At 64.9% G+C, this 12,116-nt stretch carries 17 protein-coding genes; 8 read left to right on the top strand and 9 right to left on the bottom strand.

The window, feature by feature from the left end:
• The 3 genes from GEV06_26535 to GEV06_26525 all read right to left on the bottom strand — a co-directional run.
• Positions 1 to 302, bottom strand: a 302-nt coding sequence (locus GEV06_26535) for an isochorismatase family protein (protein MPZ21421.1), incomplete at its 3' end; no start/stop codon positions are given.
• Between the two features lie 41 nt (positions 303 to 343).
• Positions 344 to 763 (bottom strand): rhodanese-like domain-containing protein, encoded by a 420-nt coding sequence (locus GEV06_26530; protein MPZ21420.1) that lies wholly within the window; start codon positions 761 to 763, stop codon positions 344 to 346.
• Between the two features lie 458 nt (positions 764 to 1,221).
• On the bottom strand, positions 1,222 to 1,512 hold the full coding sequence (locus GEV06_26525) for a GNAT family N-acetyltransferase (protein MPZ21419.1): 291 nt from the start codon (positions 1,510 to 1,512) through the stop codon (positions 1,222 to 1,224).
• 332 nt (positions 1,513 to 1,844) lie between these two features.
• Between GEV06_26525 and GEV06_26520 the strand changes: the two genes are divergently transcribed.
• The 3 genes from GEV06_26520 to GEV06_26510 are packed head-to-tail and all read left to right on the top strand — an operon-like array spanning position 1,845 to position 3,188.
• A complete protein-coding gene (locus GEV06_26520; protein MPZ21418.1) occupies positions 1,845 to 2,345 on the top strand; it encodes a DUF417 family protein in 501 nt (166 codons plus the stop codon).
• Positions 2,327 to 2,947 (top strand): sigma-70 family RNA polymerase sigma factor, encoded by a 621-nt coding sequence (locus GEV06_26515; protein MPZ21417.1) that lies wholly within the window; start codon positions 2,327 to 2,329, stop codon positions 2,945 to 2,947. Before GEV06_26520 ends, GEV06_26515 begins: the two co-directional genes overlap by 19 nt.
• 1 nt (position 2,948) lies before the next feature.
• A complete protein-coding gene (locus tag GEV06_26510) occupies positions 2,949 to 3,188 on the top strand; it encodes a hypothetical protein (GenBank protein MPZ21416.1) in 240 nt (79 codons plus the stop codon).
• Positions 3,189 to 3,197: 9 nt separating this feature from the next.
• Here the strand turns inward: GEV06_26510 and GEV06_26505 are convergent, their stop codons facing one another.
• The 4 genes from GEV06_26505 to GEV06_26490 all read right to left on the bottom strand — a co-directional run bounded on the left by GEV06_26505 (position 3,198) and on the right by GEV06_26490 (position 7,814).
• Positions 3,198 to 4,229, bottom strand: a complete 1,032-nt coding sequence (locus tag GEV06_26505) for a zinc-binding dehydrogenase (GenBank protein MPZ21415.1) — start codon at positions 4,227 to 4,229, stop codon at positions 3,198 to 3,200.
• A gap of 4 nt (positions 4,230 to 4,233) precedes the next feature.
• A complete protein-coding gene (locus GEV06_26500; GenBank protein MPZ21414.1) occupies positions 4,234 to 5,046 on the bottom strand; it encodes a flavodoxin family protein in 813 nt (270 codons plus the stop codon).
• 177 nt (positions 5,047 to 5,223) lie between these two features.
• Positions 5,224 to 6,165 carry a LysR family transcriptional regulator gene (locus tag GEV06_26495; protein MPZ21413.1) on the bottom strand — a complete coding sequence of 314 codons (942 nt, stop codon included), beginning with the start codon at positions 6,163 to 6,165 and terminating at the stop codon, positions 5,224 to 5,226.
• A 62-nt stretch (positions 6,166 to 6,227) separates the two neighbouring features.
• Positions 6,228 to 7,814, bottom strand: coding sequence for a hypothetical protein (locus GEV06_26490; protein MPZ21412.1), 1,587 nt, complete (start codon positions 7,812 to 7,814; stop codon positions 6,228 to 6,230).
• Between the two features lie 324 nt (positions 7,815 to 8,138).
• On the opposite strand from GEV06_26490, the gene GEV06_26485 reads away from it, so the two are divergent.
• Together GEV06_26485 and GEV06_26480 are read left to right on the top strand one after the other, a co-directional pair.
• Positions 8,139 to 8,399 carry a ribbon-helix-helix protein, CopG family gene (locus GEV06_26485; protein MPZ21411.1) on the top strand — a complete coding sequence of 87 codons (261 nt, stop codon included), beginning with the start codon at positions 8,139 to 8,141 and terminating at the stop codon, positions 8,397 to 8,399.
• Positions 8,396 to 8,680, top strand: a complete 285-nt coding sequence (locus GEV06_26480) for a type II toxin-antitoxin system RelE/ParE family toxin (protein ID MPZ21410.1) — start codon at positions 8,396 to 8,398, stop codon at positions 8,678 to 8,680. Before GEV06_26485 ends, GEV06_26480 begins: the two co-directional genes overlap by 4 nt.
• A gap of 90 nt (positions 8,681 to 8,770) precedes the next feature.
• Here GEV06_26480 and GEV06_26475 read toward each other — a convergent pair whose 3' ends face one another.
• Both GEV06_26475 and GEV06_26470 read right to left on the bottom strand, forming a co-directional pair.
• Positions 8,771 to 9,487, bottom strand: coding sequence for a hypothetical protein (locus tag GEV06_26475; GenBank protein MPZ21409.1), 717 nt, complete (start codon positions 9,485 to 9,487; stop codon positions 8,771 to 8,773).
• 43 nt (positions 9,488 to 9,530) lie between these two features.
• Positions 9,531 to 9,767, bottom strand: a complete 237-nt coding sequence (locus tag GEV06_26470) for a hypothetical protein (protein ID MPZ21408.1) — start codon at positions 9,765 to 9,767, stop codon at positions 9,531 to 9,533.
• Between the two features lie 250 nt (positions 9,768 to 10,017).
• Here GEV06_26470 and GEV06_26465 point away from each other — a divergent pair, with 250 nt between their 5' ends.
• From GEV06_26465 to GEV06_26455, 3 genes are all read left to right on the top strand, one after another.
• Positions 10,018 to 10,461: a hypothetical protein gene (locus GEV06_26465; protein ID MPZ21407.1), complete on the top strand. Its 444-nt coding sequence runs from the start codon at positions 10,018 to 10,020 to the stop codon at positions 10,459 to 10,461.
• 277 nt (positions 10,462 to 10,738) lie between these two features.
• Complete coding sequence (locus GEV06_26460; protein MPZ21406.1) at positions 10,739 to 11,527, top strand: chlorite dismutase; 789 nt, start codon at positions 10,739 to 10,741, stop codon at positions 11,525 to 11,527.
• On the top strand, positions 11,493 to 12,116 hold a 624-nt coding region (locus tag GEV06_26455), incomplete at its 3' end, for a hypothetical protein (protein MPZ21405.1). The genes GEV06_26460 and GEV06_26455, both read left to right, overlap by 35 nt.

Here is a 12,116-nt window from a genome sequence, read left to right as displayed (position 1 = left end):
AGACCGCGGCGGCGCAGATCCGCCTCGAGCGTCGTACCGATGAAGGCGCTGTTGACGTTCTTGGAGTAGACCGGCTCCCCGGCGAGCGGTTGCACGGCCGGGAAGAACGTGTGGCCGGGCTGACCGGGGCGCAGTGGCGAGCGCGGGTCGACGGAGTCGTGCCGCACGTGGATCACCGGGCGGCCGGTGCCGCGCCACGCCGCGAGCAGGTCGGCGACGACCCGCTCCACGTCGGGGTTGTTGCGCTGGCCTCCGGGACCGGCCCAGTGCTCCCAGAACTCCGGTCCGAAGCCCTGCTGCATGTCGATCACGACCAGCGCCGCGCCGGTGGGAACGGCAAGCGTCACGACGCCCCTTTGGCGAGCTCGAAGCCCTCGTCGAGCCAACCCGTGACACCGCCGATCATCTTCTTCACCGGCCGGCCGAGCCGTGCCAGCGCCACCGCGGCGCGATCGGCGCCGTTGCAGTGCGGGCCGGCGCAGTAGACGACGAACAGCATGTCGACGGAGTAGGGAGCCAGGTTGCGCTCGACGATGCGGCCGTGCGGCAGGTTCACGGCGCCCGGCACGTGGCCGGCGGCGAACGCCTCGGGGCCGCGCACGTCGAGCACCACGAACCCGCCGCCGCCGGCGGCGAGCGCCGCGTGCACGTCCCAGCAGTCCGTCTCGTACGTGAACAGGGCGCTGAAGTGCGCCAACGCGTCCGCGCTCCGCGCCGCGGGAACGTCGGTGACCGCACGCTGGTCGATCTGCAAGGTGGGCATCTCTGGATCCTCCTCTCGAACCGTCCGAGCGCAGTGTCGCCGATCGTCTCGGGTGGCGTCGAGCGGCAGTAATGACAATCTTCGTTAAGATTCTGCCATGAGGCTCAATAACAACCGCAGTGCTGATTGCGGGTGGCGTCGCTTCTACGGGCGGCCTCGCAGCAGTAGCCATGAAGAAATGCGGCGTGAAGAACGCCGCAGACAATCATTCCACTCCAACCCGGTCCAAGGAGGATCTCCACGGCTAGCAGGAACCCAAGATGTCGGCCGGATGCGGCTGCTCGGGCGGGAGCCACTCGTAACCCATCCGGAAAGCCCATCAGGGATTCCTCGACGTCGCCGCATTCCACGGCGACGTCGAGGAGCTCACCGCTGCGAGAGATCTACGTGCGCATCCACAGCAGTGGGATGACGCGCCATGAAGCCCCGCCAATCCGTCTCGGTTTCAAGACAGGCCGCTATCGTTGATTGGCGGCAGCGGCGATCGTCGCCATCATGATGTACCGGCGCAGCGGGGGTTCCGCAAAGCGGCGAAACCCGTAACGGTCGTAAAACCGCGCCGCCTTCTCATCCTTGGCGTCCACAATGACGGCTACGGAGCCGATGTCTCTACTTGCCTGCTCGCTGCGGCTCAAAGCATCCCAGAGGAGCCGGCCTCCGAGCCCCTTGCGTTGGTGCCTACTCGAAACAGCAAGGCGTCCCATGAGGGTGGTTGGAACGCTGCGTTGACGCCCGAGCCGCTTGGCCATGTCGTCAGGAACGGCATCAAGAAGGACGGTAGCCGCCCTGAGGGAGTGCTAGAGCCATGGCTTACCTCCAGACGTTCCTAGAGCGTACGGCACTTTGCCGTACGGCACTTTGCCGTACGGCACAAGTTGTGATTTCGCAAGCCTCGGAGGCAGTCCAGCAGCCAGCCTGTTCAGGACGATTCGACGAGCGCATCGTCCAGGCGGCACAGCTTAGGGTCCCCTTCATTGATTCCGACACACCGTAAGAATTGTTCGTGTCGTTCCCTCTAATTGGATGAAGGCAGCCCTGAGCGCGGCCTCAGAGAGATAATCCGGAGGGTGACATGACATCAATGAATCTTTCCACGTGGGCGGCGCGCCTCGAGGCGAGCGGCGGCGCCGTTCTCCGCTACGGGCTGGTCGCGATTCTGCTTTATTTGGGCACATTCAAGTTCACCGTGGAAGAAGCGAAAGCCATCGAGCCCCTAGTTGCGAACAGCCCGCTATTCTCATGGCTGCATGCGGCGCTCGGGATGCGAGGAATTTCAAACGTGATCGGCGTTGCGGAGATCGTGATCGCCGCGCTTATTGCCGCGCGCCCAGTGTCGCCTATGGCCTCGGCGCTGGGAAGCCTGCTGAGCATCGGCATGTTCCTCTCGACTCTTAGCTTTCTGTTGAGCACGCCGGATCTCTGGCACTTCGCGGAAGGGTATCCGCTGCCGGTCACCAACGACGCCGGATGGTTCCTGATGAAGGATGTCTTCCTGCTCGGCGCCGCCGTGTGGACCGCGGGTGAGGCGCTCCGCTCAGTTGGCGGCGGATCCGAGAACGTGGTATGGGCCCGAAGCGATTGAATGAGGAGTGGCTGAAGCTGCTCCGACAGAGCAGTCCGGACGCCGATGCAGCATATTCGGAGTTGCGCCTGTTCCTCGTACGGGGGCTGCAAAAAGCCCTACAGGGACGTCCGACTGCCCTCCATCTGGTCGAGGATTTTGCGCAGGACTCGATGCTTCAGATGACGCGGAACCTGAGCCAGTTCCGCGGGGAGAGCCGGTTTACGACCTGGGCGCTTGCGATTGCGATCCGGGTGGCGTTCAATGAACTGCGCCGAAGCCGCTGGCGCGACGTCTCGCTGGATCCGCTGATGGGCGCGGACGGGTTCGCGAAGGTGATCACGGATACCTCGGTCGACGGTCCGGAGCGGTCGCTCGCGAGGAAAGAAATCCTTAAAACACTGGATGCCGCTCTGCGAAAGCTTGCACCGAAGCAGCGGCAGGTTCTGATAGCGGAACTGAGAGGCGTTCCGCAGGAAGAGCTCGCCATCCGGATGGGAATGACACGAAACGCGCTCTACAAACTTGGTCATGACGGGCGGAAGCAATTGAAGCGAAAGTTGCTGGCGTCCGGGTTGTCTTGGGACCAGGTAGACTGGGCCCTGCAGCCGGCGGGAGATTGAAATGAACCACCTGACGTTGAAGAACGCCCGGGATTTATGCGAGGCGTTGCTGGCGACACGCGACGTCGAGATCGGGTGTGACGACTGCCTGATGCAAGTCGCCAGTTATTGCGAAACGGAACTGGCCGGCAAAGAGATTCCCGAAGCGTTGCGGCTGGTCCGCGAGCATCTCGAGATCTGCGCCGAGTGTCGCGAAGAGTGCCAAGCCCTGCTCTCGGCAATGCTCGAAGGCAGTCGGTGAGCTGTAGCGTTAGCGTTGAATTCGCACCACGAGCTTGCCGAAATTGCGCCCCTCGAGCAGGCCGATGAACGCCGCCGGCGCGTTCTCCAGCCCGTCGACCAGGTCTTCGCGCAGCGTCACCCGGCCGGCGCCGACCCACTCGCCCATGTCTCGGCGGAAGGCGTCGAAGCGGTTGGCGTAGTGATCGAGGATGATGAAGCCCTGCATGCGGATGCGTTTCTGCAGCAGCGTCGACATCAGCAGCGGCAGCGGGTCCGGGACGACCGGCAGCGGCTCATCGTTGTAATGCGCGATGTGCCCGCACACCGGCACACGCGCGCCGATGTTGAGCAGCGGCAGCACCGCGTCGAACACCGCGCCGCCGACGTTCTCGAAATAGACGTCGATGCCGTCGGGACAGGCGTGGGCGAGGCGCTCGGGCAGCTGCGGCTCGCGGCGGTCGAGGCAGAGGTCGAAGCCGAGCTCCTCGACCGCGTAGCGGCACTTGTCGGCGCCGCCGGCGATGCCGACCACGCGCGCGCCCTCGAGCTTGGCGATCTGCCCGACCACCGCGCCAACCGCACCGGTCGCTGCGGCCACCACCAGCGTTTCGCCCGGCTTGAGCCGGCCGATATCGAGCAGGCCGACGTAGGCGGTGAAGGCGGGCATGCCGAGGCCGCCCAGCGCCAGCGACGGCCGCGCCATCTCGCCGAGCGGGACGAGATCCTGACCGTCCGACAGCGCGTAGTCCTGCCAGCCGGCGTTGCCGAGCACCAGATCGCCGGTGCGGAAATGCGGATGCCTGGAAGCGACAACGTTGCTGACCGTGCCGCCCGCCATGGGCTCGCCCAATCGCACCGACGGCGCGTAGATCGGGCCGATTTCGTTCATCAGCTGGCGCATGTACGGATCGAGCGAAAGGTACAGCGTGCGCAGCAGCACCTGTCCTTCGTTCGGTGTCGGGACGGGGGCCTCGTCGAGACGGAAGTCCCGCGGCGTCGGCACGCCCCGCGGGCGCGCGGCGAGGACGATGCGGCGATTGACGGTGTCGGGGTGTGGCACGAGCTTACTCCTGTGACGCCCAGCCGGCTGCGTCTGCGCCGTTCAGGTGAAGGGCGAAGCCGGTCACACGCGGGTCGCCCAGGTCGGCGCGGAGCTGCATGCTCGGGATCAGATAGTCGCCGCCATTCTGCTGCCGATAGGGGATGGGCGGGGTGGTCGAGAGCGTCCGCATCCTGTCGCGCAGGCGCTCGGCTATGCGTTCGAAACCGGCCTCATCGAGACGATCGACTCTGTAGGCCACGAACGGCGGAAGGACGTCGTAGCCCGGATAATAGAGGATTCCATGATTGATCGGGAACAGCAGGTCGTCGATCGACCCGTTGACCCCGCGGGCGGAATAATGCCTCTCCCAGCCGCCGGCGGTCACGATCAACATGGCGCGCTTGCCCGCCAGGGTCCCCTCACCGTAGCGGTCACCCCATCGCGTATCGCTGTGTTCGCCGACGCCATAGGCGAACCCGTAGGCGAACACACGGTCGACCCAGCCCTTGAGGATGGCCGGCATGGTGAACCACCAGAGGGGGAACTGAAGGATCAGGGCGTCGGCCCACAGGAGCTTCTCGATCTCGGCTCTGACATCTTCGGTCAGCGTGTTGGCCTCGAAGGCCTGTTTGGAGGCTGTGACCGGTATGAGCCGCGCGTCCGGCGCCTGCAATGGAAAGTCGGCACGATCGACCTCCGATTTCCAGCGGTCGGCATAGAGGTCCGACAGCCGCACCTCGTGGCCCTGGGCGTCGAGCTCCTTGATGGCGACGTCGCGCAGCGCGCCGTTGAGTGAGCGCGGCTCGGGATGCGCGAAGACAAGCAGAACTTTCATGGGTCGGCAATCCTATGATGGCAACAGCACATGCGGCGGCGCCTGTCGAGTCATCGGCGCCTTCCTTGTGATTAGGATGTGGGCAGACGATCTTTCTGTCCAAGACCGAGTAGGTGTCCTACGAGATCCGGGAGGTATCGGACCGTGACTGTCCCAGCACAGGCGAGAGTTGATGCCTTACGGGCGTGCCGTTAACCGAAGCGCCGCCCGTTCCATCGCCGCCAGGCGTCTCGACGTGTGCTGCGCGGCTTGGCGTTCGGCGATCTCGACGAGTGACGCGATCAGATCCGCGCGCGCATCCCCGCGCCACACCAACGCGGTCGAGACGTGCGGAACCGGGTGCGGAAACGGCTGATACCGGATGCCGGTGGCTTGTTCGGCCGCAGATGCCTGCACAATGGACACGCCGAGGCCCTGCGCGATGAGATCGAGCAGCGTTTGCTTCTGTTCCACAGCCTGGAGCACATGTGGCGTGAAGCCGGCCTTGCGGCAGATGTCCTCCACGAGCTCGCGATACCCGGAGTCGGTATAGCGGCGGCACATCACGAAGTTCTCCTGGGACAGTTGCTGGAGATCCGCGAGCGGCGCGGTCGCACAGCGATGGCCCTCGGGCAATGCCACCACGAGAGGCTCACGCAGCAGCTCCTTTACCACCAGTCCTGACGCGTCGGACGGGGTCATTACGAAGCCCGCATCGATCGACTGTTGCCGAAGCGCTTCCAGCACTCGTGGACTTGGCGCCTCGAACAGCTCGACCGCGACCCGCGGGGCTACCTGTTGAAACCCGGCGAGCACGCGTGAGAGATATCCGTCCGGCAGGTACGCGCCGTGTCCCAGTCGCAGTTGGCCGGTACGCCCGAGCGCGGCCTGAGCCGCCTCCTGCTTCGCCGTGTCGACCTGTTCCAGGATCCGCCTCGCTTGTGAGAGATACACCCGGCCGGCGGGGGTGAGCTCGACTTTGTGGTACTCGCGGAGGAGGAGCGGAAAGCCCAGCTCCTCCTCCAGCTCTCGAATCTGGCGGCTGAGCGGCGGCTGCGAGATGTTGAGCCGCTCGGCGGCACGTCCGAAGTGCAGTTCCTCGGCGACCGTCACGAAGTAGCGGAGATGTCTGAGCTCCATGCAATCACTCTACAGCTATCGTATCTCAGCAATCCGGACTGCGACCTTGCTCCACGCGCGTATCAAGCGCGCCGCGCGGCATGGAGCCGGCGCCATTCGGCGAGGATCTCGAGGATCTCTTCCGCCGGTTCGTCGCCCGCCTCCCAGTCCACCGGCGATCCGGCATCCAGAAGCATCTGGCCCACAGCCGGGTAGTCCCTGCCGTCCTGTGGCCGACCCCTCGAGCCTTCTGCCGCCCACACCAGCGGTTGGGCGTGAAACTCGCGGTCGCGAACCGTCACCGAGGCTCCGTGCTCGAGCAAGATCCGGACGGCGTTGGGGCCCCCGGCCATCGCTGCACTGTGGAGTGCCGTCTTGCCCATCTCGTCGTCACCGCGATTCGGATCGAAACCACATGCCAGCATCGCCTCGAGCGCGACCGTGTCGCCGCGCTCCGCGGCCCGGTGCAGCGCGACGTAGTGCTCCGCGCGAATCTCGTTGCGCAGTGCGGGTCGCGCGGCCAACATCGCATCTGCCGCCGCACGATCACCGCGGCTGCACGCCGCAACCAGACGATCCACCTCCGACAGGTCGTCGGACGCGCCGTGCCCCACCAGCCAGTCGGCAACTGCACGGTTCCCATTCAACTGGGCCACCGCGTACGGTGTGCGACCGTCGGCACGCCGGCGCGTCACGTCGGCACCTGGGCTGACGAGGAGCTCCGCCATCGACACGTCCCATCGCCGTGCGACGATGTGCAGAGGTGTCTCGCCGTTGGCGGCGAACACTGGGTCCGGATCGGCGCCGTGCTCCAGCAGCCATCGTACGCCCACCGGTGTGTCTGCCCAGCTCAGCGCCGAGTAGAGCGCCGAAGAGCCGTCCGTCGCCCACGCCTGGTTCACGTCCGCCCCGTGCGCGTGCAGCAGCTCCAGCACGGGCAGATCGCCGCCGCCGGCGGCGATCGGGAGCGTGACACCGTCGTTGGGATCGGCGCCGGATTCGAGGAGCAGCTCCATGAGCGGCGTAAGCTGAGTCACAAACGTCGCGCCCCACAGCGCGGCGCGCCGAACCCCGTGATGCAGCCATGGGAAGCGGGCGTTGGGATCGGCGCCGAGGGCTAACAGGCGGCGGGCAATCGCGACGAGGCCGTCGGGGCGCGCCACGGGACCCTGGTGCAGCGAGTTGTGACAGACGTAGAGCAGCGGCTCCCAGCCGCGCGGGCCGCCGGGCTGGTTGGCAAGCGAGGGGTTTTCCGCGAGCCGCGACTCGACGGCTTCAACGTCGCCCAGCAGGAGCGAGGTGTGCAGATTCGCTCCAGCGATCCGCGGATGAAGCGCGAGCAAACGTTCGGCGCGGTCGGTTCGTCCGCCAGTGGCTGCCTCGATGAACTGGTCCACGGCCGCGCTGAATTCCAGTGTGAGCTCCTCCACACGATCGCGGAGCGCTTTCCACGACGCAAACCCGTGCTCGCGTGCGATCACCGATTGGGCGTCGTGGAGCGCCAGCCCGGCGCGGGCGAGGTCCTCGTCCGTGTATCGACCAAACGCGGGAAGGTTGCGGAAGCGAGCGAGTGCGGCGGGATCCTTGACCCGGGCGGAGTGCAGCAGGTCTTTTGCCTGCCGCTTGAGTTGCTCGAGGTTGGGGCGCTCGGGTAACTGCGGGGTCGCCATACGTCCTCCATGCTTAGAGCCGGCGGTCCGCAAGCTGGCAAGCACGGAGATGACGTGCAGTCACCTCGAATCTTCCAAGGGTGGACTCAGTCCTTCGCGCGGACCCGCGGGCGCCCCCCAAGCGCACATCGAAAGAGTAGCCCTACCCTCGGCCGAGGTCAACCGGGCGAGAACGGCCTGACGCCCCCACACACCGATGGGCCAATAGGCCCGGCCAGCACCGTAACAGACGACGTGCCTCGCCTTCCTGCAACTACTACGTGGAGCGCGCTTCCTCGCGCTTTACATGCTAGAATGTACACAAGTTAACACAGACCACCACAGATGAGCACAACACTATCCGTTCGCATCGACACGGACACCAAGAAGCGCCTCGAGGCGCTCGCGAAACGTTCTCGGCGCTCGAAGTCGTTCCTTGCCTGCGAAGCGATTGCCGCCTTCGTCGAGGCGGAGAGCTGGCAGCTCGATGAAATTCAGACTGGGATCAAGGAGCTCGATGAGGGCCGGGGTGTCCCGCACAAAGATGTCGCGAACTGGCTCCGTTCGTGGGGTCGGAAGAATGAGCGAAAGGCGCCTCGCGGGTGATCATCGTCTGGTCGCTGCGGGCCATCGAGCACCTGGCTCACCTCCGCTCGTACATCGCGCGTGACAACCCCAACGCCGCTAATCGAATCGCTGCCGCACTGCTCGATGCTGTCGACCGCCTCGTGGAGCTGCCGAATCTTGGCCGTCCCGGTCGAATCGCTGGTACGCGGGAACGGGTCGTGCCGGGCACACCATACGTGATTCCCTACAGGCTGCGAGGCGATCGTCTCGAGGTCATCGCAGTTTTCCACGGTCGGCAGAAATGGCCAAAGAGTCTGTGAGCTAGTGTCCTGTCTCAGTGATTCGCGACATAACTCCCGGGCGGGGCATCCGCCTGACGTCGTTGCTCGTCGGTCAAATACGCAGTTCCCCTACTGGCTAGTGCGGTGTCTCCGAAATAGCTTGGCATTCGGCCGCCGCGGCAGCCCACGCTCGTCCAGGAAGTCCCGCTCGGCCTGCATGATGAGGCCGTTCAGCACGTGCAGGGCGGTGCTCTGGCCGTCCAGCCAGTCGGATCCCTTTCCCAGCACGTCCTCGAATGCCCCGTTGGCCGCCACACTGGCGCCGCGAAAGCGCGCCGTGGCGGTAGCCACGTCGCGGATCGATTGGCCCACCTTCCCATCGCGATCGATGGCGATCAGGTCGTCCAGGTACCTCGCTATCGTATCGGCGGTGCCCTCGACAAACGTATCGGGATCGCCGTCGATGGGGGGCTCGACCGTCGAGATCTCCTCGCGCGTCGGCGCGGTAAGAGTAATCTTCATCGGCTGCATGTCGCGAGGCCACGGGATCCAGACGTCGTACTTGACCATCTCGGTCTCGTAGCCGAACTCCTCGAGCTTGTCGCGAAGGTATACCGCGTACAGGTAGTTCTGCTCGCTCCCGGCATGATGCGGCCTTCGCGTGAGATCGCGGTGATACCCGCCCATCGTCGCGGCATCGGGCACGGTTGCCATGACGCGCTCCGCGGCCCTGGTCCTCTCGGCGTTCTCGGAGCTGAAGCCGACCATCTCGCCGCGCCGCTGGCCCATGACATCGACCGACACGACACCAACGATCAACGCCAAGCCAATCAGGCTCTTTCTCATCGAGTCCTGCCTCCAGTCGTCGTGCTGACAGCGGACCCTGGCGCTACCAGGTGACCTTCGCTCCAACGCGCATGATGCGTGGTGGCACGATGTTCGTCGGCCGGAGGACCGCCGATCCTGAGCTGGCCGTGACGTTCTGTACGGGGTTCGCATTGAACATATTGTAACCGTCGACGAAGGGCGCGACCGTGAGGCGCGGAGACACGCGCAGACGTCGCTCGACGCGCAGGTCCCGGTTGATCCACAGGAGCCAGGCGTGGCGAATATCCAGAGGATCCATGTCGGGGGTCGGATCTCTCGCCTGAACGGCGTTCTTGAACCCGGCAGCTTCGAAGGCCGTGTTCCACCGTGCAAGAAGAAATCTGTTCCTTGAGGATGAGGTTTGGTGTATAAAAGGTCCTGATCTGGAAACCAAAATAGAAATTCCGCGTGAACTCCTCCTGTATCTGCGCTAATGCCGGAAAGAGGATCTTAGCTGCCCGACGACAGCCTCCGTGCCAGGCTGCGAAGGGTTGGCAAAGGGGGAGACGATGGCCCGAATCAATTGCGATCCCTACGAGGGCGGCCACCTGTTCGCGCTCGTCAACCGGGTGACCGGCCTGCTCGACAGGGAGGATGAAGTCAGGGCAGCGGTGCGGGCGCTCGAGGAGGACGGTGTCGCGCCCGAGGACATCGACATCTTCGTGGGGGAGCAGGGCGCGCGGTGCCTCGATCTGTCCGGACGCGAGCACGGCTGGATCATCCGCGTGCTACGGACGCTCGAAGGCGCGGTGGGCGACGAGCGCGAGATCAACCACCGCATCGACGAGGCTCTTCGCCTGGGAGCGACCCTGATCTGCGTCAGGGTTTACAGCGAAAGGGCTCGTGCGCTCCAGATCCTCAAGGCGCTCCACGGGCACGAGATCCACTACTGGGGCCCCTTGTCCTTTGAAGACGTGCCGTCGCACGTTCCCCGTAGACCGAGCTCTGGGTGAGCGCGAATATGCAGTGTGGATTCTCGACATCCACCCAGTCTCGCCAGGGCAGCGTCTCATTGTAGCGACCAACCTCACGTCGAAGATCGATCCGCCCTAATCTTCGCGAAGCCACGGGCGCCGTTCGCGCTCCCGCAACGGCGGCTTCACGCGCGCTTGACAATCCGTCTCAGGAGTCATACGTTGCTTAGTCATAACTAAGCGAGGCTGAGCATGAGCGCATCCAGCCGCCGTGTTCGCGTGACTTTCAGCTGCTGGCCGACACGTAGGCAGGAGCATGGAGCACTCTCCCCGGGATATCGGCGTGCCTCCCCGCCGTGGCCCCTTCGTGGACCTCGACCCGAGCGGGAGCGTCACGGGCAAGAGCCCGGACAGGCAGCGTCGCCAGTTCCTGAACTATTCGTTCTACCGGCTCGACCCGGTGTTCCGCCGGCTCCCCGCCGACGAGCAGCGAGTGGCGGCGGCAGGGTTCATCGACCTGGTGCGGACGTGGGAGTCTTCGGACGACCTGATCCTCCGCACGTACTCACTCGTAGGCCTGCGCGCGGACGTCGACTTCATGCTCTGGCGGATCGCGTTCGACCCGCTGTGCTTCCAGTCGATGGAAGCGGCGATCAGGCGGTCGCAGCTGGGCGCCTACCTGTCGCAGGTGTACAGCCTCCTTTCGCTGCAGCGCAGATCGCAGTACGTCAACCGTATGAAGGGCGCCGGGGAGGGCGTTGAGCTGTTAGCGGGTCAGGGGAAGTACCTGTTCGTGTACCCCTTCGTGAAGACGCGGCCGTGGTACCGCCTTTCACCCCACGCGCGGCAGGGGATGATGGACGAGCACATCGCCGCCTCCGCACCCTTCAAGGGCGTCCACCTGAACACGAGCTACAGCTACGGCATTGACGACCAGGACTTCGTGGTCGCGTTCGACTCGGACTACCCGCAAGAGTTCGCCGATCTGGTAGGGCGGCTGCGTTATACGGAGGCGAGCCTCTATACACAACGCGACACGCCGATGTTCACGTGCGCGAAGGCGCCCATCGATGCGATCCTCGCGCAGTTGGCGAACATGGATTAGCGGGTGGGCGATCGTCGCCTACGGGCGAGAGCTCGAGCGCCCGCGGGCACCAGGTGAGCGAGACGCCGTGATGAACCGCAAGCTGCTGGTCCTTCTCGGTCCCATCGCCGTACTCGTGTTGTTCGCGGGGACGGTCAAGATGGCCTCCTCGCTGATGAGCCGCGATTACAGCGAGCCATACCGGCCCCCTTCTGCGGCCGTCGACGCAACGCCCCGCGCGCAGGAAGCGGCCGCCGAGCAGGCCGACGCGGAGACGAAGGCCCAGGAGAAACCCTACGAGGAGGCCGAGTACCGGACCGTTCCCGTCGTCGGCAGCCGCGTGGCCATCTGGGCGGTCGCGCAGCTCCACCTCCTCTTCGCCGCCTTCGTCCTTGCCGTTCCACTCTTTGCTTTCATCATCGAGGTGATTGGTTACAAAACCGGAGATCTACGATACGACCGGCTCGCGTACGAGTTCACGAAGCTCCTCTCCGTCTCCTTCTCGCTCACCGCGACCTTCGGCGCATTCCTGACGTTCATGCTCATCATCCTGTATCCGAAGTTCACGAACTACCTGATGAGCGTGTTCTCTCCCACCTTTTTGCCATAC

The organism is Luteitalea sp., from assembly GCA_009377605.1.
In the GTDB taxonomy this organism is placed as follows: domain Bacteria; phylum Acidobacteriota; class Vicinamibacteria; order Vicinamibacterales; family Vicinamibacteraceae; genus WHTT01.
Note: the sequence above shows the minus strand (reverse complement) of the source record. Positions and strands in the feature narration are given on the sequence as shown.